Annotated in this window: 19 protein-coding genes and 1 pseudogene; 9 read left to right on the top strand and 11 right to left on the bottom strand. The window is 66.5% G+C overall.

Features of this window, described 5'->3' with window-relative positions; translation table 11 throughout:
- Nucleotides 1-5: 5 nt before the first annotated feature.
- Both NS1_RS02150 and NS1_RS02145 read left to right on the top strand, forming a co-directional pair.
- Entirely contained in the window at nt 6-569 is a 564-nt protein-coding gene (locus NS1_RS02150; protein ID WP_062981020.1) for a TetR family transcriptional regulator, read from the top strand.
- 311 nt (nt 570-880) lie between these two features.
- Nucleotides 881-1,468, top strand: a complete 588-nt coding sequence (locus tag NS1_RS02145; RefSeq protein WP_062981018.1) for a GDSL-type esterase/lipase family protein — start codon at nt 881-883, stop codon at nt 1,466-1,468.
- Between the two features lie 3 nt (nt 1,469-1,471).
- Here NS1_RS02145 and car read toward each other — a convergent pair whose 3' ends face one another.
- Together car and NS1_RS02135 are read right to left on the bottom strand one after the other, a co-directional pair.
- The gene (gene car, locus NS1_RS02140; RefSeq protein WP_062981016.1) at nt 1,472-4,930 is read right to left on the bottom strand and encodes a carboxylic acid reductase; all 3,459 of its coding nucleotides are present in this window, start codon (nt 4,928-4,930) and stop codon (nt 1,472-1,474) included.
- Nucleotides 4,927-6,426, bottom strand: a complete 1,500-nt coding sequence (locus NS1_RS02135) for a carboxylesterase/lipase family protein (RefSeq protein WP_062981014.1) — start codon at nt 6,424-6,426, stop codon at nt 4,927-4,929. Before NS1_RS02135 ends, car begins: the two co-directional genes overlap by 4 nt.
- Before the next feature lie 95 nt (nt 6,427-6,521).
- Here NS1_RS02135 and NS1_RS02130 point away from each other — a divergent pair, with 95 nt between their 5' ends.
- The 4 genes and pseudogenes from NS1_RS02130 (at nt 6,522) to cydB (ending at nt 10,056) form a co-directional block, all read left to right on the top strand.
- Nucleotides 6,522-7,265, top strand: a complete 744-nt coding sequence (locus NS1_RS02130; protein WP_062981013.1) for a uracil-DNA glycosylase — start codon at nt 6,522-6,524, stop codon at nt 7,263-7,265.
- Nucleotides 7,266-7,322: 57 nt separating this feature from the next.
- A pseudogene (locus NS1_RS38790) lies at nt 7,323-7,436 on the top strand (DUF488 family protein); the annotation flags it as partial.
- Nucleotides 7,437-7,530: 94 nt separating this feature from the next.
- Nucleotides 7,531-9,024 (top strand): cytochrome ubiquinol oxidase subunit I, encoded by a 1,494-nt coding sequence (locus NS1_RS02125; protein ID WP_062981011.1) that lies wholly within the window; start codon nt 7,531-7,533, stop codon nt 9,022-9,024.
- 9 nt (nt 9,025-9,033) lie between these two features.
- Nucleotides 9,034-10,056: a cytochrome d ubiquinol oxidase subunit II gene (gene cydB, locus NS1_RS02120; RefSeq protein WP_062981009.1), complete on the top strand. Its 1,023-nt coding sequence runs from the start codon at nt 9,034-9,036 to the stop codon at nt 10,054-10,056.
- Between the two features lie 101 nt (nt 10,057-10,157).
- Here the strand turns inward: cydB and NS1_RS02115 are convergent, their stop codons facing one another.
- The 8 genes from NS1_RS02115 to NS1_RS02080 all read right to left on the bottom strand — a co-directional run bounded on the left by NS1_RS02115 (nt 10,158) and on the right by NS1_RS02080 (nt 17,186).
- Nucleotides 10,158-10,856, bottom strand: coding sequence for a GNAT family N-acetyltransferase (locus NS1_RS02115; RefSeq protein WP_084503360.1), 699 nt, complete (start codon nt 10,854-10,856; stop codon nt 10,158-10,160).
- A gap of 74 nt (nt 10,857-10,930) precedes the next feature.
- Entirely contained in the window at nt 10,931-11,902 is a 972-nt protein-coding gene (locus tag NS1_RS02110; protein ID WP_062981007.1) for a glycine betaine ABC transporter substrate-binding protein, read from the bottom strand.
- Complete coding sequence (locus NS1_RS02105; RefSeq protein WP_157125065.1) at nt 11,899-12,636, bottom strand: ABC transporter permease; 738 nt, start codon at nt 12,634-12,636, stop codon at nt 11,899-11,901. Before NS1_RS02105 ends, NS1_RS02110 begins: the two co-directional genes overlap by 4 nt.
- Nucleotides 12,633-13,913: an ATP-binding cassette domain-containing protein gene (locus NS1_RS02100; RefSeq protein WP_062981005.1), complete on the bottom strand. Its 1,281-nt coding sequence runs from the start codon at nt 13,911-13,913 to the stop codon at nt 12,633-12,635. The genes NS1_RS02105 and NS1_RS02100 overlap by 4 nt, the downstream gene beginning before the upstream one ends.
- The gene (locus NS1_RS02095; protein ID WP_056820141.1) at nt 13,913-14,554 is read right to left on the bottom strand and encodes an ABC transporter permease; all 642 of its coding nucleotides are present in this window, start codon (nt 14,552-14,554) and stop codon (nt 13,913-13,915) included. Before NS1_RS02095 ends, NS1_RS02100 begins: the two co-directional genes overlap by 1 nt.
- A 133-nt stretch (nt 14,555-14,687) precedes the next feature.
- Nucleotides 14,688-15,614 (bottom strand): TauD/TfdA dioxygenase family protein, encoded by a 927-nt coding sequence (locus NS1_RS02090; protein WP_062981003.1) that lies wholly within the window; start codon nt 15,612-15,614, stop codon nt 14,688-14,690.
- Between the two features lie 115 nt (nt 15,615-15,729).
- On the bottom strand, nt 15,730-16,275 hold the full coding sequence (locus NS1_RS02085) for a hypothetical protein (RefSeq protein ID WP_157125064.1): 546 nt from the start codon (nt 16,273-16,275) through the stop codon (nt 15,730-15,732).
- A gap of 152 nt (nt 16,276-16,427) precedes the next feature.
- Nucleotides 16,428-17,186: a polyamine aminopropyltransferase gene (locus NS1_RS02080; RefSeq protein WP_062980999.1), complete on the bottom strand. Its 759-nt coding sequence runs from the start codon at nt 17,184-17,186 to the stop codon at nt 16,428-16,430.
- A gap of 200 nt (nt 17,187-17,386) precedes the next feature.
- Here NS1_RS02080 and NS1_RS02075 point away from each other — a divergent pair, with 200 nt between their 5' ends.
- Complete coding sequence (locus NS1_RS02075) at nt 17,387-17,911, top strand: TerD family protein (RefSeq protein WP_062981484.1); 525 nt, start codon at nt 17,387-17,389, stop codon at nt 17,909-17,911.
- A gap of 15 nt (nt 17,912-17,926) precedes the next feature.
- Here the strand turns inward: NS1_RS02075 and NS1_RS02070 are convergent, their stop codons facing one another.
- Nucleotides 17,927-19,333 (bottom strand): hypothetical protein, encoded by a 1,407-nt coding sequence (locus NS1_RS02070; RefSeq protein WP_157125063.1) that lies wholly within the window; start codon nt 19,331-19,333, stop codon nt 17,927-17,929.
- 343 nt (nt 19,334-19,676) lie between these two features.
- Between NS1_RS02070 and NS1_RS02065 the strand changes: the two genes are divergently transcribed.
- Both NS1_RS02065 and glmS read left to right on the top strand, forming a co-directional pair.
- Entirely contained in the window at nt 19,677-19,946 is a 270-nt protein-coding gene (locus tag NS1_RS02065; protein ID WP_235569782.1) for a hypothetical protein, read from the top strand.
- A gap of 12 nt (nt 19,947-19,958) precedes the next feature.
- The gene (gene glmS / locus NS1_RS02060; RefSeq protein WP_062980992.1) at nt 19,959-21,791 is read left to right on the top strand and encodes a glutamine--fructose-6-phosphate transaminase (isomerizing); all 1,833 of its coding nucleotides are present in this window, start codon (nt 19,959-19,961) and stop codon (nt 21,789-21,791) included.
- Nucleotides 21,792-21,830: the final 39 nt, after the last annotated feature.

Below are 21,830 nucleotides of genomic sequence, written 5' to 3'. Positions count from 1 at the left end.
GGCTCATGCGGGCGGCAGGTCAGGCAACACGGGAGCGAATACTCACCGCGGCGAAAGCGGAGTTCGCCGAATTCGGCATCGCCGGTGCTCGGATCAACCGCATCGCGGCCGCCGCGCACGCCAGCAAGGACCGCCTCTACGCGTACTTCCCGGGCAAGAACGAGCTGTACGCCGCTGTCACCGAACGCTGGACGACCGAGACCAGTAGCGAAGCCGCGATGTCCGCCGACGACCTTCCCGCCTATGTGGGCCGCCTGTTCGACCACTTCATCGCCCACCCCGACAACGCCCGGCTACAAGCCTGGTCCGAACTCGAGCCGTCCGGCGATATCCCCCAGGTCCTGCGGCGCACCATCGACGCGAAACTCGTCGAGCTCCGCCGCGGCCAGCATGAAGGACTCGTCACCACCGACATCCCGGCCACGATCCTGCTCCACATGCTCACCGACCTGGCTCGCACATCAGCCGCCCACGCCCGGGCCGGAACAGTCGTCGCCGGCCGCGACCGCCTGGCAGAGCAGCGCTCGGCGATGGTGTCGGCCGTCGCCCGCATTGTGACCCCTCGCTAACAACCAGTACCCACGGAGACCAACCAGCTGGGCGCCCCCCGGCCTCCTTGTGTTCTTTTGGAGATGGTTTGCCTGCGTGTGAGTGGGGATGACGTCGGGTGTAATACATGTTTAGATGCGCATATCTAAGTATCGGCATTAAACAATTTAGGAGTTGCGGCAACCAAGATCGTCGACGTGGCCCTCGACCACTCGAATCCGGAGTGGCCAGGACGATTCAAACCTGTACCGCCCCTTGGTATACGCGCTCCCCCACCACCGGCCGGACCAGGTAACACGGCCCCGCTCCCCCACCTCGTACAGTTGCCGGAATGAACGAGGATCTACGCATCTGCTTAATCGGGGACTCCTTCGTCCAGGGCATCGGTGACCCGGAGTACCGCGGCTGGGTCGGCCGCGTACTCACCGCGTTCAACCTCGGCATCCGCCGCAACACCTCCGACGATGTCCTGCGTCGCTGCTGGCGCGAAGTCGATCCGCGTGTGCTGCCCGGCGCCGACAATCGCCTGGTGATCTCCTTCGGCAGCAACGACGCGGTCGTGGAGGACGGCAGCGTCCGGGTCGGTAAGGCGCGCTGCCTCGACAACCTCGCGACCCTCCTGGCCGAAAGCCGCGAGCGCGCGATCCATCCGCTGGTGATCGGCCCACCACCTGTCGTCGACGGCGGCGAGGAGCATCTGCGCCGAACGGTGGAACTCGCCGACGCCATGGCAGAGCTGTGCGGCTCGCGTGACGTGCCCTTCGTCGCCACCACCAAGCAATTGGCAGAAGACCCGATCTGGGTCGGCGAAGCCACGGCGGGCGACGGCGCCCACCCCGGCAGCGCCGGTTACCAGCGCTTGGCCGAGCTGATCGTTGATGGCGGGTGGCACTCGTGGATCGCCCGGCCTCGCCTGTGAGTGCTATTCCAGAATGCCGAGATGCTTCAGGTCACGGACATATTTGGCGATGAGATCTGTCGGCAGGTGCGGGATGTCGTGGTCGGGACCGATCTGTGCGGCGCGGACGGCGGCGCGAAAGCCGTCGGCGGGTAGGGCCGAGCCGCGCAGTGGACGGCCGGGCTTGCGGTAGGCATCGAGGAGCGGGAGCAGGGTGTGCTTGCGCTCGGGTTCGGGTAGGGCACGTAAGGCGGTTTCGAAGCGGGCGAACCAGTCGTCGTAGCCGTCGATGCGATCGATGCGGTGGCCCGCTTCGATCAGCCAGTCGACGAACACGTCGAGGGAGATCCCGTCGTCGTGCGGGTTGAGGACGTCGTAGGTGCGGTACCCGCTCGAGGCCGCGGCACCGAGTTCGGTGATGGCCGTGGCGACGAAGTCGGCAGGCAGGCCGTCGTAGTGGGCGCGCTGCGGTCGGCCATGGGAATCGGTGCGGTAGAACGATGTCGGGGCGAGCCCGGTGACGAGCACACTCAGCAGCAGACGGGTGAAGACGTCGGGCACATTGAGCTGGCCGAGGAAGTGGCTGTGCGCCAGGATCATGTCCGAGCGGAATACCGCGACGGGTAGCCCGAACCGCTCGGCAGCCTCGCGTAACAGAACCTCGCCCGCCCACTTGCTGTTGCCGTAGCCGTTTGCATAGGAACCGTCCAGTCGGCGAACCGGACTCATGGTTCGCACGTCGCCGTCCTCGGCGAAGGACTCCCCCTGCGCCGCGACGGCCACCGTCGACAGATAACTCACCGGCTTGCGGGTCGTTGTCAGCGCCAGCCGGATGATCTCGGCCGTGCCGACCACGTTCGGGCCGAACAGCTGCGCGTACGGCAACACATGGTTCACCAGTGCCGCGGAGTGCACGATCAGATCGACCTCGCCGGCCAACCGGTCCCAGGTCGGCTGCGGCAAACCGAGATTCGGTTCACCGATATCGCCGGGCAGCACTTCCAAGGTGTCCTTCGCGAGAACCTGGAAGTGCATGACCAGCTCACTGTCGCCGGTGTCGAAGGCCGCGTCGAGTCGCTCTCTGGCGGCGACCGCGTCACCGCCACGGACCACGCAGATCACCTTGCCGCCCTCCGGGGCGAGCCGCTCGAGCCAACTCAGCAACAGGAACCGCCCGAGATAACCGTTCGCGCCGGTGATCAACACCGTCTTCGCGGGCGTAGCGGCAGGAACGCGCGCGGCGGTGCTGACATCCACGAACTTCTCGAGCGTCAGATCCGCCGCGCGAATCTCGGTAGCGCCCTTGCCGTGCACCGCGTCGGAATCGGTTCTGTGCGTGCCGGGTTCACGCTCACGTCGCACGTAGTCGGCGATATGGGCCAAGTCGCTGTCCGGTCCGAGCAGCACGTTCACCGGCACGTCCACCGCGAGCAGTTCCCGGAGCAGCGTCGAATACGACAGCGCAGCCAGCGAATCACCGCCGAGATCACCGAATCGTGCGTCCGGACGCAGATCCGCCGGATCGCCGCCGAGCACAGCGCGAGCGGCGCGGGCGACGGTGTCGTACACCGGCAGCCCTGGTGCGTCGTGACGCAGCCGCTGCAGTTCGTCTTCCTGACCCCGCGCGAGGTCGGTATAGAGCTGCTCGAGACGCTGCCCGTACCGCTGTTTCAGCTTGGGCCGCAACAGTTTCCCCACCCCCGACAGCATCCCGTCGGCTGTCGAGAACGGTTCGGACTCGATGATGAAGTCACGCGGAATCTCGTAGGGCTCGAGTTCTGCCGAGGCGGCGGCGCGGTGCAGCGACGCACTCACCGCGGCGCGCAACTCGTCGGCAGGCCCCGCGAGCGCGGCCTCGGTGGGCACTACGACCGCCAGCAGATAGGAGCGTTCACTGCTGCCGTACACATAGATCTGGCGCACCAGGTCCGCGCCCGCGAACACCGCCTCCAACCGCGACACCGTGACGAACTCACCCTGGGAGAGCTTGAGGACATTGTTGCGGCGGTCGACATAGGCCAACCGATCGGGCGCCAACTCGACCACCACGTCTCCGGTGCGGCAGAACCCGTCGGCATCGAAGACCTCGGCGGTCACCTCGGGGCGGCGGTAATACCCGGCGATCATGGTGGTGGTCTTGAGCAGTAACTCGCCGCGCGGATACGGCTTGTCGGTGCCGAAATAGCCGAGCTCCGGCACGTCGACGAGTTTGTAATCCAGTACCGGCGGGCGCATCACCTTCGTATCGAAGATCACCCCGCCGCCGGTCTCGGTGGAGCCGTAGCCGTCGTGCAGGCGCAGCTGCAGTACTGACTCGACGAAGGCACGCAGGTCGGGTGCGATCGGCGCGCTGCCGCACAGCACCGACAGCAGCCGGCCACCCAGGAACTGTTCGCGCAGTTCGGTTTTCACCGTGTCGATCGCCGCGTCGCCGCGCTCGGCGACCGCACGCTGGAAGCGCTGCAGGATCATGTCGCACACCCGGGGCACCAGGAAGATCTCGGTGGGCCGCACCAGGGAGATGTCGGTGAACAATGTCGACAGGTCCGCCGCCGCCGTGAAATACGCCGTGCCCCCACGGGCGAGCACGCTGTTGAGGGTCAGCCGAGCGGCGATGTGGCACATCGGCAGGAAGTTGACATTGATCGCGGTCAGCGGCCGCGCGGGCTGCCAGCCCACCGCGACCAGGCGCTGGGTGTACATCGCGCCTTTGGGGGTCCCGGTGCTGCCCGAGGTGTAGATCAGCAGGGCGAGTGGGTCCTCGCCCGCGGCGGGCACGCTCAGCGGAGCCGCGTCGGCGCGGCGACCCTGCTCGATGGTGTCGTCGAGGGTGCGGAGCACGAGGCCCGATCCCCCGGCCCGAAGGCGGGCGCGGGCCGCGTCGAGGGTATCCCGGTGATCGTCGTCGTCAGCGTGATGATCGAACACGATCAGCGAACGCGGCGTGACGCCTGCCAGTACCGCGTCCACGGCGATGTCCAGGTGCGCGGTATCGACCGCGAACACCGTCGGCTCGGTCTCGTCGAGAATCGACCGCAACTGTTCCAGTCCCGCGCCCGCCTGCAACGGCACCGCGACCCCACCCAGGTGGATCGTGGCGAGATCGAGCACGGTGTAGTCGGCACTGGTGAACCCGAGCACCGCGACGAAATCCCCCGCGACGACACCGTCGCGATGCCAGGCCGCGGCGAGCGCGCGAGTGCGCTCCCACACCTGCCCATAGGTCAGCAACTCGAACTCCGGCAACAGCTTTCGCGTCGACCGTCCGCTGTTCTCGACCAGTTGGGTACGGCGGGTGCCGAGCGCCGGGCGATCGGCGTAGGCGGTCATGACGGTCTCGACGATGCGCGCCGTCGCGAGTCCGGGAGTCGTCACGATGGCGTGAACATCCTCGACGGGCCGCGCCGCACGGATCTGCTCGTCTTCGGCGTAGAGCGCCTTGATGCGGTCGGCCAGCTGCCCCGCGGCGAGCTCTACAGTCATGCTTCACACTTCCGAATGCCTTGCCACGCTTCACGTTGCGCGGACTCGGGGTCGACCAGGACGCGCGGCGGATGGTCGATGATGGAGGTGGTGCGGCGTTCCGCGGTGTAGGGCGACCACGGCGCCAGCGGTTGGCCGGTGCGGGCGAAGCTGAGCCAGTTGTCCTGGATGTAATCCTGGACCGCGAGGAAGGCCCGCCTGCCACCGGCTGCGGTCATCGCGCGCCCGACGGGGCCGTCGACCCAGCCGAAGACGGGGACCAGGTCGAGCGCATGGGTAGCGCCGAAGCCCGCCAGGTGCAGCGCGCGGGGGGCGTAGTCGTACCGGTAGGCGTAGGTGGGGGCGTATTTGCTGTGGCCTTCGAGCACGGCCAACGTTGGCCGTAGGAACAGATGGTCGCCGCCGACCCGTACTGCGGTTCGCGCCGCCGGATACCCGGGGTAGCTGCTGGTCACCCGCTTTTCGGCGCCCGGCTCGTAGCGGTCGAAAATGGTGCTGAGTTGCTGGGGGGTGTGTGGCACCGACTTGGCGAAGCGCTGGAACAGCGTCGCCTCGTCGCGGTTGGTGCCGATGATCAACGGCACCGGATGTGCGCGGCCCGCCGCGATCGCGTCCAGGGGCATCTCCGGGAGGAAGTCGCCGTCCGCGACAGGGGCGTAGGGAAAGCTGCCCGGCTCCTCGCGCAGCGAACGACCGAGCGCACGGTCACCCGCCCGGCACAGGTCCTTCGCGGACACGGTGCTCAGCACGGTCGCGGCGTCGGCAGGGGTGGCGCCGAGCCGGTCCAGGCAGCGACGGGCGAAGCGACGCGCCTCCTCCGGTGTCGAGGTCCAGTCAGCGGGGGCGCTCTGCGCGATCGCCCGATGGAACAGACCGCGCGCGGCGGGCGTCGCCAGCAGGCTGACCACCGCGTGCGCACCGGCCGATTCGCCGAAGATGGTGACGTTGTCGGGGTCACCGCCGAACGCGGCGATATTGCGACGTACCCATTCCAGCGCCGCGACCTGATCGCGAAGTCCGAGGTTCGACTCGAAAGGTCTGTCAGCCGTGGAGAATTCGCTGAAGTCGACATACCCGAGCGCGCCGAGGCGGTAGTTCACCGACACCACGATCACGTCACCGCGCGCGGCCAACCGTGCGCCGGAATACATGCTCGACGTGCCGATCAGGTATCCGCCACCATGGAAGAACACCATGACCGGGCGCGGGGTGGCCGACGGCGTCGCAGGCGCGGTGACATTGAGCGTCAGGCAATCCTCCCCGGTGGGTTGCCAGGTTCGCGGGCCGATGCGGGCACCGTTCGGATTCTGCACGGCGGCGTAACCGAACTCGGTCGCCGACCGGACCCCCGTCCACGGCCGAACGGGCTGGGGCGCACGCAACCGCAACGCTCCGATGGGTGGGGCCGCGTAGGGCAGGGCACGCCAGCGGGCGATTCGACGACCCGCACGACCGCGCACGACTCCGTCGGCGCTCACGATCTCGGTGGACAACATCCCTCGAATGTACGTGGTACCGACGGTACCGCGCAGCTGGTTCGGTCGGCGAACTTTTCCGAAGCCGCAACCACGCCGCGGACTAGACTGAGCCGATGACCGGCGAGGATCCGGAAAAGGCCCCGTGGGCGGCAGAAATCGCTCCCGATATCGCCGCACTCGATCGCTTGGTTTCCACCTGCCGCGCCTGCCCCCGACTCGTCGCCTGGCGCGAAGAAGTCGCCGTCGTCAAACGGGCAGCCTTCCGCGACGAAGAGTACTGGGGTCGGCCGGTACCCGGTTTCGGGCCCGCCGACGCTCGAATTCTCGTGGTCGGCCTCGCCCCCGCCGCCCACGGCGGCAATCGCACCGGGCGCATGTTCACCGGCGACCCGAGCGGCAACGTCCTGTTCGGTGCGCTGCACGCGGTCGGATCGGCGACCGGCGCGCATCCGGTGAGCCTCGACGATGGCATCGAACTGCTGGATACCCGGCTCACCGCACCGGTGCACTGCGCCCCGCCGGAGAACAAGCCGACACCCGAGGAGCGGCGCCGCTGCGCGCCTTTCCTCAGCCGGGAATTGGAACTGCTCGGCTCGACGCTTCGGGTGATCGTCGTCCTCGGCGGCTTCGGCTGGCAGGCCCTGTTCACCGTCCTTTCCGCAGGCGACTGGAATGTGCCCCGTCCGCGTCCACGATTCACCCACGGCGCGCAAGTCGTCATCACCCATCCCGACGGCCGGTCGGTCACTGTGCTCGGTAGTTACCACGTGAGCCAGCGCAATACTGCCACGGGAAAGGTGAATCCCGCGATGATCGAAGACATACTGCTCCGGGCGAAGACGATCGCCGAGTCCTGACCGGAATTCGCGACCTCGTCACCTAGGATCGAGCAGTGCTGACGCAACGCGTCGTTCCGCGCGTACGCGAATTACCTGCAGACACCGGAATTCGCCGCGGGCGTAGACGAACTCGTCGACCTGCCGGGCGAAGCGACAACCGCCGTCATGTGCGCCGAAGCGGTGCCGTAGCACGTCAGCATCCATTTCATCTCGACTCAGACAGCAAGCGGTTCGGCAACAGTTCACTGCGATGGCAGGAGATCCGACGATGAGTTCGCTGGCAATGAGCACACTGGATGTCTCCAGATGGCAGTTCGGTATCACCACGGTCTACCACTTCATCTTCGTCCCGCTCACCATCGGACTGGCACCGCTCGTAGCGGGAATGCAGACGGCGTGGGTGATCACCGGAAAAGAACACTGGTATCGGCTCACGAAGTTCTTCGGAAAACTGTTCCTGATCAACTTCGCCATCGGCGTCGCCACCGGCATCGTGCAGGAATTCCAATTCGGGATGAACTGGAGTGAGTACTCCCGATTCGTCGGCGACGTCTTCGGTGCGCCGCTGGCATTCGAAGCGCTGGTCGCTTTCTTCCTGGAGTCGACATTCCTCGGATTGTGGATCTTCGGCTGGACCCGATTACCCAAACTCGTTCACCTCGCGACGATCTGGATCGTCGCCTTCGGCGTCAACGCCTCGGCGTACTTCATCATCGCGGCCAACTCGTTCATGCAGCACCCGGTCGGCGCGAAGTACAACCCCGACACCGGACGCGCCGAGCTGGACAGCATCTGGGCGCTGCTCACCAACAACACCACCCTCGCGGCATTTCCGCACGTGGTCGCCGGCGCGTTCCTGACCGCGGCGACCTTCGTCGTCGGCATCGCCGGGTGGTTCATGGTGCGCAACGCGCGCAGCGGTGATGCCACGAAACTCGACGAAGCCAGGATCATGTGGCGACCGGCGGCCCGGGCAGGGATGTGGGTCATCGCCGCATCGATCGTCGTGGTGGGGGTGACCGGCGACATCCAGGGCAAGATCATGTTCGATCAGCAGCCGATGAAGATGGCGTCGGCGGAATCGCTGTGCCACACCCAAACCGATCCGAAGTTCTCGATCCTCACCGTCGGCACGCACAACAACTGCGACAGTGTCACGCATCTACTGGAAGTTCCGTACGTGCTGCCGTTCCTGGCCGAGGGCAAGTTCACCGGCGTCACGTTGCAGGGCGTGGAGGATCTGCAGGCGTCCTACGTGCAGGACTACGGGCCCGGCAATTACCGGCCGAATCTCTTCGTCACCTATTGGGGCTTCCGCGGCATGATCGGCTTGCTGGCCGGACCTGCGCTGTTGCTGCTCGCCGGTCTCTGGATGACCCGCGGTGGCCGAGTACCCGACAAGCGCTGGTTCTCCTGGCTGTGTCTGATCGCCATCCCTACTCCCTTCCTGGCCAACAGCGCGGGCTGGGTCTTCACCGAGATGGGACGGCAGCCGTGGGTGGTGGTGCCGAATCTGACCGGCGACACGACCATTCGTATGACCGTGGCGCAGGGTGTCTCCGATCATGCGCCGGGGACGGTGATCTTCTCCCTCGCGGTTTTCACGTTGCTCTACGGCGCACTGGCCGTGGTCTGGTACTACCTGATGCACCGCTACACCGTGGTCGGGCCCGAGCCGGGGCCGACGGCGTCCGATGACGAGTCCGGTCCCGATGACGACGGCGGTGGCGGTAGGCACCGCGCCGAACCCGTCGAGCCGCTGTCCTTCGCGTACTAGGAGACGACGATGAGTCTGCAGCAATTCTGGTTCGTGTTGGTCGGCGTGCTGTTCACCGGCTACTTCATTCTCGAGGGCTTCGACTTCGGTGTCGGCATGCTGATGCCGATCCTGGGCAAGGGTTCGGATGCGCGCAGGCGCGTCGTGCTCAACACGATCGGCCCGGTCTGGGACGGCAACGAAGTGTGGCTGATCACCGCGGGCGGTGCGATGTTCGCGGCGTTTCCGGAGTGGTACGCGAGCTTGTTCTCCGGGTTCTACCTGGCCCTGCTACTGCTGTTGGTCGCCTTGATCCTGCGGATCTGCGCCATCGAGTGGCGATCGAAGATCAACTCGCCGAAGTGGCGGTCCTGGTGCGACATCGGCATCGGCATCGGCTCGTGGATTCCGGCACTGGCATGGGGCTGGGTGTTCGCCAACCTCGTGCGCGGTGTGCCGCTGAACGAGAAGCGCCAGGTCGTCGGCTCGGTGTGGGATCTGCTCAGCCCCTACGCGCTGCTCGGCGCGGCCACCACGGCGATCCTGTTCGCCCTGCACGGCGCGATCTTCCTGGCGCTCAAGACCGGTGGCGAGGTCCGCGACGATGCCCGCACGTGCGTCCGGATCCTGTTCGTGCCCACGGTGGTGATCGTCGGCGGGTTCGGGCTGTGGACCCAGCTTGCCTACGGCTCCGGCTGGACCTGGGGCGCTCTCGGCACCGCGGTACTCGGCCTTGTCGTCGCCGGTGGCGCCACCGTCGCGGGCCGTGACGGCTGGGCCTTCATCGGCACCACGCTCACGATCGCCTCGGCCACCGTCCTGCTGGTGGGCTCGCTGTACCCGAACGTCATGCCCTCCACCATCGACTCCGCCTTCGACCTGACCATCTACAACGCCTCGTCCAGTCACTACACCCTCCAGGTGATGAGCTGGGCAGCGGTGCTGTGCACCCCGGTGGTTCTGATCTACCAGGGCTGGACCTACTGGGTCTTCCGCAAACGTCTGACCGTGGAACAGATCCCCGAACCGACCGGGCTGCCCCTCACGAAATAGGTCTTCCGCCCACAACATTCGCCGCGCGCGTCATGGCACCCACAGTGCCGTGGCGCGCGCGGCGCGTTGTGGGCGCCCGCATCGACCCCGCTGGAATCCCCTCAGCGGTGGCCTGGGTCGCGGAGCCGGGCGACAAGGCGCGCGCGAACGTCGGGCCAGTCTTCGACGGTGATCGAGAACAGCACAGAGTCGCGGACAGTGCCGTCGGCACGCCGGGAATGGCGGCGCAGAGTGCCCTCGTACTGGGCGCCGAGGCGGGAGATGGCCTGCTGGGAACGGTGATTGCGGACATCTGTCTTGAGCTCGACACGACCGGCGCCCAGCGTATCGAACGCATACTGGAGCAGCAGGAACTTGGCCTCCGGATTCACCGCACCGCCCCATACCGGCGGCGTGTAGAGGGTGGCGCCGATCTCCAACCGCGCGTCACGCGCACGGGTTTCGAGATAGGCGGTCATCCCGACGATCGCACCGGCAGGAAAGCCCGCGACGGCCCGCCGCGTCCGGACAACCCACAGATGGCGGTCGGACGTTGCGTGCCACGAATCGAGGAACTCTTCCAGCTGCTGCCGATCACGTAAGCGAAAAGGAAGAAGCGCCCACACGGCATCGTGATCGAGCACCGCGAACAACTCGGCGGCGTCCGCTGAAGGATCGACCGGGTTCAACCGCACCGCCTCGCCGACGAGTTCGGCATCCACGGGAACAGGCCACGTCAGCTCCGGCCACGGCTCATCGATCGGCCGCGGGTCCGGCATCGGATCGAAGCGAATCACGTCGGTGAGGGCATTCTGGGACACGTCGAGAGCCTAGACCTGCGCCGATCGTATCGACACTTCTTTTACACCGGGCCCACCTGTGCGGGCCGACAACACTATTCGATGAGGTTCGCGCTCTTCAGCCAGTCGTAGGCGACGTCGGCGGGGTCTTCTCCGTCGATGTCGACTCGGCCGTTGAGTTCTCGCATCAGGTCGTCGGTGAGGAGCTCGGAGATGGTGCCGAGGAGCTCGCGCAGTTCGGGGTCGGCGTCGAGGACGGCGCCGCGGACGACCGCGGTGCCGCTGTAGGGGAGGAAGAATTTCTTGTCGTCGTCCAGGACCACCAGATTCAGGTTCTTGACGCGGCCGTCGGTGGTGTAGACCATGCCGAAATGGCAGGGCTCGCCTTTCGCGGTCGCGGTGTAGACGACGCCGGCGTCCATCCGGGTGACGTTGCCCACGGGGACACCGTTGGGATCGTTGTAGGGCATGCCGTATTTCTGCAGCATCGGAATGAAACCGTCCGAGCGACTGAAGAATTCGTCGTCGACGCAGAAGGTACGTTCGGCGACCGGTAGCGCGGCCACATCCGAGAGCGACTTCACGCCGAGTCGCTGCGCGGTCGGGGTCGACGCACCGAAGGCGTAGGTGTCGTTGAAATTAGCCGGGGGAAGCCATTCGAGGTTGTGATCACGCTTTTCGACATCGTGGACGCGCTGCCAGAGCTCCTGCGGGTCCGCGATCGTCTCGGTCTCGTTGTGATAGTTGACCCAGCCGGTGCCGGTGTATTCCCACAGCACGTCGGCGTCGCCGTTGAGCTGGGCCTGCCGAGACGAGGCCGAACCCGGAGCGCCCGTCAGGTCGGTGACCGAGGCACCCGCCGCGGCCAGGTAGGTGGCAGTGATCTTGCCGAGCACCACACCCTCGGTAAAGCTCTTCGAGGTGACGACCAACTTCGCGCCGTCGAGGGGACGTTCGCCGTCGGGCAGGCTCGCCTCGTGGAAGGTGCCCGACGAGCTCACCAGCCCACAGCCGACGAGCAGCGACATCGTCGCGACCAGCGCGGAAATCAACGGGACTCGCCTCATGAGACACCTCGTGGGGTCGCGGCCAGTTCGACGAGTCGGCCGAGCCAATCGATGATCAACGCCAGCAGGCCGACGAGCACGGCGCCGGAGATGAGCAGCTTGGGCAAGAACAGGGTGACACCGGTCGTGATCAGGGTGCCGAGGCTGGTCGCACCGATGAAGGTACTCAGCGTCGCGGTACCGACCAGGATGACCAGCGCGGTGCGCACGCCGTTGAGGATCACCGGCACCGCGAGCGGCAACTCCACCTGCGCGAGGGTCCGTCCGGCCGAGAAGCCGATACCGCGCGCGGCCTCGATGGTGCGATGGTCCACCTGTCGGAGTCCGACGATCGTGTTCTGCAGGATCGGCAGGATCGCGTAGACGACGAGACCGACGACCGCAGTGCGGAACCCGGTGCCGAGCCAGAAGGTGAACAGCACGAGCAAACCGACGGCGGGCGCGGCCTGGCCGACATTGGCGATGTTCACGGCGATCGGCTCGAACCGCTGCAACGCCGGTCTGGTCAGCGCGATACCGAGCGGAATCGCGACGACCACCACGATCAGTGTGGCGACCACGGTGAGACGGATGTGATCGAGGATTGTGGTCTGCAGATTGGCCCAGCCGAGCGAGGCCTGTTCGGTCGGGGTGAATGTCGAGGACTGATACCAGAACACGTACCCGATGCCGATCACCACGATGATGAGCGGTTCGAACCACACGTCGATCGGGACCCGGCGCAGACGGTTCATGCCGGTTCGACCGATCCGGGTTCGTCGTCGGCGGCGACGACCGGCGTGGGCGTGGGATCGGAACCGTCGACATAGGTTTCGTAGGACGAGTCCTCGACCGCGGCGTGCCCCTCGGCGAGCTTGGTCTGGATCACATCGGTCACCGAGCCGATGTTCAGCGAGCCGACGACGGCGCCGCGACCATCGGTGACCAGGGTGGCGCCCTGACTCGCCGCGAGCATGGCGTCGAGCGCGTCGTTGAGCGTCGAGGACTTGGCCACCACGGGCAGACGGCGGTCCAGATAGTCCGAGACCTCCGGCTTGCTCGCCACTTCCGTCAGTGACGGCCACGACCGCGGCCGACCCGACTCGTCCACGACCACCACCCAGGTGTGTCCCGCGGCTTCGGCCCGCCCGATCACGACCTGCGAGGATTCCCCGATCCTGGCGGTGGTCACCGGGTCGACCTCCACATCGCGCACCCGAGACACCGTGAGATAGGCCAGCTTCGCGCCGGATCCGACGAATTCCTCCACGAACGGCGTCGCCGGGTCGGTGAGGATCTCCTCCGGCGCCGCGTACTGCTCGACATGCCCGCCTTCGGACAGGATGAGCACCTTGTCGCCGAGTTTGGTGGCCTCCTCGAAATCGTGGGTGACGATCACGATGGTCTTGCCGAGTTCGTGTTGGATCGCGATCAGACTGTCCTGCAGGCGAACCCGGGTGATCGGGTCGACCGCGCCGAACGGTTCGTCCATCAGCAGCACCGGCGGGTCGGCCGCGAGCGCGCGGGCGACGCCGACGCGCTGCTGCTGGCCGCCGGACATGTCCTTGGGCAGCCGGTCGGCGAACGTGGCCGGGTCGAGACCGACCAGGTCGAGAAGGTAGTCGGTGCGCTCGGCGATCCGCTTCTTGTCCCAGCCGAGCACCCGGGGGATCGCGCCGATGTTCTTGGCGACCGACCAGTGCGGGAACAGGCCACCGGACTGGATGACGTAGCCGATCGACTGCCGCAGCTTGTCGGGATCCTCCCGGGTGACATCGCGGCCGCCGATGAAGATCCGCCCTTCGGTCGGCTCGATCAGCCGGTTGATCATCTTGAGCGTGGTCGTCTTGCCACACCCCGACGGTCCGACGAACGCGACGATGTCGCCGGCGTCGATCTCGAGGTCGAGGCGCTCGACAGCGGGCGTGTCCTGGCCCTTGTACCGCTTGACGACGCCATCCAAGGTGATGGAATCACCGGTCACATCGCGTTGCGGGGCTGTCGGCGCGGGCTGGCTGGTCACATCGGTCATCACAGTCCCTTGGCAATCGTGAGGCGTCCGAGCAGGACGAGGAGCGCGTCGAAGACCAACGCGATGGCAACGATGAGAATGGTTCCGGTGAGCGCCATTTCGAGGGCATTGGCGCCGCCGAGGCGAGACAGGCCATTGAAGATCAGCGAGCCGAGGCCGGGCCCGAGAACGTAGGCCACGATCGCGGCGACCCCGACGATCATCTGGGTCGAGACCCTGATGCCGGTGAGAATCACCGGCCAGGCGATCGGCAGTTCGACGGTGAGCAGGATCCGCCACCGCGAAAGCCCGATGCCGCGCGCGGATTCGACGACCGTGGCGGGCACCGAGCGCAGGCCGACGATCGCGTTGCCGATCACCGGCAGGGCAGCGAAGAACGCCAGCATGATGAACGACGGCACGACACCGAGACCGAACGGGACGAGCAGCAACGCCAGCAGCGCCAGCGAGGGAATCGTCAGTGCTACCCGACTCGAGGTCAGGGTCAGTGCCGAGCCCAGCGGCAACCGATACACCGCCACCGCGATCAGGATCGCGACGACGGTTCCGACCAGCACTGTCTGAAAGGCCAGTGACGCGTGCTGATAGGTGAGGAAGGTCAGTACCTCTCCCCTGCCCTGGACGTAGTTCCACAAATTCACGGCATTCCCATCGTCGGACCGGGCCAGTGGGTAGCTGTTCGCGCGTGCGCAACCGTCGGATGTGCCGTCGCAGAATAGTTGATCTCGAGTGTCGTCCCCGGGATGCGCGCGAGGTCGTGGCGGTCGATGATGGCTATGCGGCGCGCTCGAGCGGAGCAGCGTACGGCTCGGCGTCGCCCGCGATCACCGTGCTCGCGGAGCCGTCGACGCCCACGGGCACCGGCCCGCCCAGCGTGATGCGGGTGAGCCTGCGGTGCTCGCTGCCGTCGTAGTCGTCGATGGCGTAGTGCTGGGTGGCCCGGTTGTCCCAGATCGCGACATCGCCCAGCGACCAGTTCCAGCGCGCGGTGTGCTCGAGACGGGTGACCCGGTCCTGGAACAGCCGGAACAGCGCCCGCGACTCGCTGCTCGACACCCCGACGATCTCCTTGACGAAGCAGCCGAGCAACAGGGCTCGCTCGCCGGTCACCGGGTGCACCTCCACCACGGGGTGCTCGGTCTCGAAATAGGTGGACTCGAACTCGCGACGATAGGCGCGGTCGGTATCGGCGGATCGGTCCTCGATCTCGGCGGCGTAGTCGTATTGGTTCGAATGGCGCGCGCGCAGGCTCTCCGCGAGTCGCTTGAGCGGCTCGGGCAGTGCGTTGTAGGCGGCGACGGTCGAGGCCCAGGTGGTCGAACCGCCATAGCTGGGCAGCGCCACCGCGCGCAGGATCGAGGCCTGCGGGACGCGATCGACGAAGGTGACATCGGTGTGCCAGACATTGGAACGGGTCTGGTGCGAATCGATGGCCAGACTCTTCGCCCCGGCCGAGGTCACCGTCGGGTGCGGAGTCGTCGGATCGCCGAGCAACTGCGCGAACTCGTATTGCCCGTCCTCGGACAGGTGGTGCTGGCCACGGAAGAAGATCACCTTGTGCTCGTCGAGCGCGGCGCGGATGGCAGCCACCGACAGCGCGTCCAGGTCACCACCGAGCCGGACACCGTCGATCTGCGCGCCGATGTGGGCGCCGAGCTTCACCACCCGTACTCCTGGGGCGGCTGCGTCATCGACGGACATACGGTGGCCTTTCGCTCGAACCTGGACGATCTGGTCACACGAAACCACCAGGAACGAGCCGCGACCAGCATTGAATTCAGGCTGAGCCGAATCGCCGCGTCGACTTCAGCGAAAATTACGGAATGCGCAGTTCCGCCGCCTCGTGCTCAGGAGCGGCCCACTTGCTGAATCGCAGTTCGGCGGCTTCCGCCGAGGGCGCGCTGATCACTCGGGCAACCGCTTCCCATGACGCGCCGGACGCGCGCACGAACCGGACGGCTTCGGCGAGGCGCTGCTCTGCCGAGGCCGTGTCCGCGAATGCCAACCGCACCGGGATCAGGGCCTGCATCTCGAGCTGGTGGTAGTCCCACTCCGCGAGCACCAATCGGGCCAGGTCCGGGTCGAGTCTGCCGGCCGGGCAATGCAGGACCCGCGCGGACGGCGCGTGGTCGGCGCTGCGGTCGGCGCGTAGCCAGGTTCGCCCGTGCCAGCTGTCGCAGGAGCACAGTGCGCGCCACCCGATCACCTCCTCCGGTCGGCGCGGGTGCCGATCTTCGGATGACAGCGGTGGGGTGTCGATCGCGAGTGTCGCCCTGGGGCCGGGGGCCTCGCTACGTCCGTACAACCCATCGGCGAAGATATCGGCAACCCATCCGCGATGGTTTTCGAGCAAGCTGTTCATTCTGACTCCGATGTCGAATCCGAAAAGCTCGATCCCGAACCGGCCTGTCATGAAGCGCTTACCAGCGGTTCGGTGTGTGGGACGAATACTCCCACATACTGACGATCGACCTTGTCGACGCCGTCGGCAATCACTTCGCCGCATTGTTGTACCTAGTCACATATTGCCTGGTTGTGGCCTGTGCCCCGCAAGCGATCGGAGCGAGTCGCGAGGTAGATCGTCGCGCCGGATTGCCCTCGGGTCAGCGGGTTGTCGAACACGATCGGTTGCGCCTCGACGTCGATGAAGGCGGATTCGAGTGTGGCGCAGAACTCGTCGTCCGGTGCGTCGTCGGACCACATCGCGAAGGTGCCGCCGTCGACCAGGTGGTTCGCGACCGCGCGCAAGCCCGCCCCGGTGTAGAACGCGGCGTTCGAGCCGTGCAGGACGTGGCGTGGCGAATGGTCGATGTCGAGCAGGAGGGCGTCGTACTTGCGGCCGGGTTGGGCCGGATCGAAGCCCACCGGACCCGCGGCCGCGGCGAAGAAGTCCGCGCAGACGAGTTCGACCCTGCGATCGGCGGCCAACCCGGCAGTGTCGGGCAGCAGATCACGTCGATGCCAGTCGACCACCGCGTCGGAATATTCGACAACGGTGAGTTGACGAATTCTCGGGTCCGCCAATGCTTCTCGCGCGGTGTACCCCAGTCCGAGGCCGCCGACGACCACATCGAGCCGATCGCCCGGTGTCCGAGCCAGCCCGAGCCGCGACAGCTCCCGTTCGGCGACGGTGAACAAGCTCGACATCAGGTACTCGTCGCCGAGCTTCACTTCGTAGACATCGGCACGCACCGTCGGATCGAACCGTCGGCGCAAACTGATCTCGCCGATCGGGGTCTGTCGCCAGCCGAGTTCTTCGAAGCGTGCGCTCATCGCCGTCACGGTAGTCCTGCGATGACCGGAACCCAGCCGACAACGTGCCCATGGCGCCGTCAGAATTTGCGGTGGCCGTGGCTTTTACGGCATGTTTATGGGTCGACGAGTCGGGAAGTCTGGTCGACAACCCGGCTCGAGCCCGATCGAGTGGGGTTCTACCGGTGACGGGTACGCATCCGTTCAGCCAGGAGTACCGCATGACGCACGCACTCACTCACCTCAGCATGGGCCTAGGTTGGGATCCCGCCCACGGCTACGGAACACACCCCCGTCGCAAGGACATCGATCTCAACGCCGCCGCGCTGTCGTTCGCCGGCGACAACTTCGTCGATGTCGCCTATCACGAGCAACTGATCTCGCGCGACGGCGCGCTGCGCCACCTCGGCGACAGCGTCACCGGCGACGGGCACGGCGACAACGAAGTCATCGTGGTCGACGTGTCCCTGCTCGATCCCGCCGTCACCACGATCGTCTTCCTCGTCACCTGCTACACCGGCCAACGATTCGACCAGATCGTCAACGGGTTCTGTCGTGTCGTCGACAATGTCACCGGCATCGAATTGATCCGCATCGACCTCGACAGCGTCGGCGCCCACACCGGCATAGTCGTCGGCAAACTGCATCGCCCCCACCAGGAATGGGTCTTCACCATGATCGGCCAGCCGATCATCGCTCAGCATGTGGTCAACGCGGTTCCCCAATTGGCCGTCTACCTCGACTGAGGTCGACGGTTGTCCTCACTCCGACAATCGGTCGCGGGCTCGTAGTCGGGTCTCGAGTGCGTCCAGGACGTGCGTCACGTCCGCGTCGAACTCCTCGGCCAGCATCTCGAGCAGCGCCGCACCGATCAGCAGCAGTGTGCTGAAGACGACGGGCGCGATGGGTTCGGTTGCCTCGAGCAGAGGTCGGGCCCGGGGCGCTCCGCCGCGATGCCAGGCGTCGAGAAGGGCCAGTGCGCCCTGGAGGTAGATCGGCGGGTCCGGTCGAGTACTCAGTGCGGGGATCGCCCGGTCAGCGGCTCGGCGGAGGATATCGTTGGTAGCCTCGATACCCGGCGCCATGGATTCCACCGCGCAGCAGGCCAAACGCAGGGCACCGTCCAGATGTAGCGGGGTATAGCGGGCCGATTCCGGGATCTGGTCCCAGGGCAGACGCAGTACGTGCAGCAGCTCGGCGGTGATCGCGGTCGACGACGGCGCCTGCACTGCCGTCGGGGCAGAACCCGACGCGTAATCGACACCGAGCATGATCTCCAGCCCGATCGCCGAAGCCATGAGATTGCTTCGGCTGCAACGTGTTTCGCGGCGATGGCGGCGATCCTCGACCAGTAACCAGCCGACCGTCTGCGCGTCGTCGGTCCGCAACAGTTTCGCGTCGGCCTGCCAGCCGTTCGCGGTATCGCACCGCGACAGCGCGCACACGAGGTCAGCCATGACGTGATTGCCGGTGACCAGCGTCGGCTGATGCAGTGGACGGCGCGACACCACCGGAAGATCACCCAGCCTGGCCGACGAGGAGACGAACGACATCGCGGTGAGCGCCGCCGCCGCCATGCGCGCGGCGGATACGGCGTCGGCGGCGTTGGTGCGCAGCAGCGCGCGATGGATCGAGTCCGCCAGCGGCGCGACGCCGAACTCCGCGTAGTGCAGCAGCAGCCAGGCCAGCGGCATCTCACCGAGGACCGGGGCGAGCCGTTCGTTCAGCTCGTACAGCAGCGCGGCCGACTGCTCCGGCCGCCGAGATCGCGGCGCCTCCCCGGTGAGGTCACGCCATTCCAGCAACGCCAGATAATTAGGGAGCAGCAAGCTATCGACCAGCTCACTCACCTGAGCGATCACGAATTCGAAATCCAGCTCCGTCATCGTGTCCGGCCCGACCGAATTCCGGACGGGATTTCCGTCGAACGGATCGATACCCGAATCACTGAGGGCGAGATCGAACAACAACTCCGCGTTCCCGAGCCTGCCGACGACCCGGCCGACAAACGGCACCACCCCACCGTCTTCGACGGCCGTGGCCGCACCGAGAAGGCAATTCACCATTGCCCCTTCGGCTTTCGCGTGCGCGCAGAATCTCCGCAGCCGCTGGTGCACGGTATCTTCGGCATCGAAACCCGTCCGCACGATCTCTTCGGCAATCGTCACGATCGCCGCGTCGACGACATATTCTGGTCTGCCGCCGACACCCTCGGAGGCCGACGCGGGGCCCGCAAAATAAAGCCGATCACTGAATGCGTCGCCCATTCGTCGCCTCACCACAACCTCCACTCGGATGCGCCGTATGCCGTCCCCTTTGACAGCCTTCCAGCAAATTGTTCGCAAGTCGCGGCTCACACCTCACAAGGCGATAACGGGATGAGCTCCGCACGCCTCGGCCGGACCATCCGGCGCGCAGGACGCGGCCCGCCGGTGCCCTGTTGAGACACTATTTGCCCGAATTCGGGCAGAGATGTTGGAGAACCGGGTCGGGCGAGGCAAGATCGTGCGAGTGAATGACGGGGTACCCACCGAGCTCGTCCGCTACGTCGTGGCGTCCACCGGCCTACCCGAACGCGTGGCCGCCCGGGTCGTCGCCGATATCGTCGGGTACTTCGACGAGACGGCCGAGCAGTTCGTCCGGCGCAGGCACGCCGAGCTGCAGTCTCGGGAGATGCGCAACGCCGAGATCTGGCGACGGCTCGAAACCGAACTCGCCGAGCGTCCGGTCGCGGCGCCGTCATTCACCGAACGGCAACTTCGTCGCATCGTCTACGGGTAAGGGGTTCACGCCATGTGTGGAATCGTCGGATACATCGGTCACCGGCAAGCTGTTCCCGTGCTGCTCGAGGGCCTGCATCGGCTCGAGTACCGCGGCTACGACTCGGCCGGGTTGGCGCTGCCGCATCGAGGGAAGGCGCGCGTCTGCAAGACCCAGGGGCGGGTGCAGGATCTTCGCGACAAGGCCGACACCACCGCCCTGCGCGGCGCCGTCGGGATCGCGCACACCCGCTGGGCCACCCACGGCGAGCCCAGTGATGCCAACGCACACCCCCACACCGATGTCAGCGGACGAATCGCGGTGGTACACAACGGCATCGTCGAGAACGCCGAACAGCTGAGGGTCGAGCTCACCGCACTCGGCATCGACCTGGTCTCCGATACCGATACCGAGGTGATCGCCCACCTCGTCGCCCGCGAACTCGAGGCCACCGAATCGCTCGAGGACGCCGTTCGCCTCGCGCTGCACCGGGTCCGAGGCACCTACGGACTGCTGGTGCTCGACGCGCGCCGCCCGACCGAACTGGTGGTGGCCCGCAACGGCAGCCCCATCGTGCTCGGCGTCGGCGACGGCGAGATGTTCGTGGCCTCCGATGTCGCCGCCCTTGTCCACCACACCCAGCGCGTGGTGTTCCTCGACGACGGCGAGCTAGCCACGGTCCGCGACGGCGAATTCCGCACCAGCACACTGGGAGTCGAGTCCGAGCAAACCGACAAGATCCCGACCACCATCGACATGGTGGCCGAGGACTACGCGCTCGGCGGTTTCCCCGACTTCATGCGCAAGGAAATGGCCGAGCAGGGCGAGGCGGTCCGCAGAGCACTCCGTGGCCGCCTCGACGACCGCTTCGCCACCGCCCATCTCGGCGGGTTGAACATGGACGCGCGTGAACTGCGCAGCATCAGCAAGGTCGTTTTCCTCGGTTGCGGCTCGGCCTATTACGCCGGTCAGCTCGGCGCCCAGCTGATCGAAGAACTGGCTCGCATCCCGGCCACCGCGGAGCCCGCTTCGGAGTTCCGCTACCGCAATCCGGTCGTGGACCCCGACGCGCTCTATGTCGCGATCAGCCAATCCGGCGAAACCCTCGATACTCTCGCCGCGGTGCAGGAGCTACAGCGCAAGGGCGGCCGCGTGATCGGTGCCGTCAACGCGGTGGGCAGCGCGATCGCACGCCAGTGCGGGGCAGGTGTGTTCCTGCACGCGGGCCCGGAGATCTCCGTCGCCTCCACCAAGGCGTTGACCAACATGACCGTGTCGTTCACGATGCTGGCCCTGTTGCTCGGCCGGGTACGCGACCTCTCGGCAGCCGACGGCAACCGGATCGTCGACGGGCTGCGCGCCCTGCCCGACGCCATCGACCAGGTCCTCACCGACGAAGACGACATCGCCGAGATCGCCCACCGATACGCCAAGGCCCGCAGCATGTTCTTCATCGGCCGGGTTCGGGCGTGGCCGGTCGCCCGCGAAGGCGCGCAGAAGCTCAAGGAGGTCTCCTATGTGCATGCCGAGGCCTATCAGGCCTCCGAGCTCAAACACGGTCCGCTCGCGCTGATCGACCCGGAGATGCCGAGCGTGGTGATCGTCCCCGACGACGAACTGCTCGCCAAGAACATCAGCACCATCGAACAGATCAAGGCACGTGGCGGGCCGGTGATCGCCGTCACGAACGCGGACCTGCCGCCGAATGTGGCCGACGAGGTGATCCGGGTCCCCAGGGTCGCACCGGAATTGGACCCCATGCTGCTGACGATCCCGCTCCAGCTGCTGGCTTATCACACCGCGCTGGCCCTCGGTCGTGATGTCGACAAGCCACGCAACCTGGCCAAGAGCGTCACCGTGGAATAGAAACTGCCGTAGCCGACGGCGCGGCTGGCAGGATCGAGG

The sequence above is a fragment of the Nocardia salmonicida NBRC 13393 genome (assembly GCF_001613085.1).
In the GTDB taxonomy this organism is placed as follows: Bacteria; Actinomycetota; Actinomycetes; order Mycobacteriales; family Mycobacteriaceae; genus Nocardia; species Nocardia salmonicida.
Note: the sequence above shows the minus strand (reverse complement) of the source record. Positions and strands in the feature narration are given on the sequence as shown.

Bases quoted from the DNA above. Each gene is read 5' to 3' on its own strand.
- cydB (WP_062981009.1), top strand. From the start codon at position 9,034: ATGAGTCTGCAGCAATTCTGGTTCGTGTTGGTCGGCGTGCTGTTCACC.
- NS1_RS02075 (WP_062981484.1), top strand. From the start codon at position 17,387: ATGACGCACGCACTCACTCACCTCAGCATGGGCCTAGGTTGGGATCCC.
- NS1_RS02090 (WP_062981003.1), bottom strand. From the start codon at position 15,614: ATGTCCGTCGATGACGCAGCCGCCCCAGGAGTACGGGTGGTGAAGCTC.
- NS1_RS02100 (WP_062981005.1), bottom strand. From the start codon at position 13,913: ATGACCGATGTGACCAGCCAGCCCGCGCCGACAGCCCCGCAACGCGAT.
- NS1_RS02110 (WP_062981007.1), bottom strand. From the start codon at position 11,902: ATGAGGCGAGTCCCGTTGATTTCCGCGCTGGTCGCGACGATGTCGCTG.
- NS1_RS02135 (WP_062981014.1), bottom strand. From the start codon at position 6,426: ATGTTGTCCACCGAGATCGTGAGCGCCGACGGAGTCGTGCGCGGTCGT.
- NS1_RS02125 (WP_062981011.1), top strand. From the start codon at position 7,531: ATGAGCACACTGGATGTCTCCAGATGGCAGTTCGGTATCACCACGGTC.
- glmS (WP_062980992.1), top strand. From the start codon at position 19,959: ATGTGTGGAATCGTCGGATACATCGGTCACCGGCAAGCTGTTCCCGTG.
- NS1_RS02085 (WP_157125064.1), bottom strand. From the start codon at position 16,275: ATGAACAGCTTGCTCGAAAACCATCGCGGATGGGTTGCCGATATCTTC.
- NS1_RS02150 (WP_062981020.1), top strand. From the start codon at position 6: ATGCGGGCGGCAGGTCAGGCAACACGGGAGCGAATACTCACCGCGGCG.
- NS1_RS02080 (WP_062980999.1), bottom strand. From the start codon at position 17,186: ATGAGCGCACGCTTCGAAGAACTCGGCTGGCGACAGACCCCGATCGGC.
- NS1_RS02130 (WP_062981013.1), top strand. From the start codon at position 6,522: ATGACCGGCGAGGATCCGGAAAAGGCCCCGTGGGCGGCAGAAATCGCT.
- car (WP_062981016.1), bottom strand. From the start codon at position 4,930: ATGACTGTAGAGCTCGCCGCGGGGCAGCTGGCCGACCGCATCAAGGCG.
- NS1_RS02105 (WP_157125065.1), bottom strand. From the start codon at position 12,636: ATGAACCGTCTGCGCCGGGTCCCGATCGACGTGTGGTTCGAACCGCTC.
- NS1_RS02145 (WP_062981018.1), top strand. From the start codon at position 881: ATGAACGAGGATCTACGCATCTGCTTAATCGGGGACTCCTTCGTCCAG.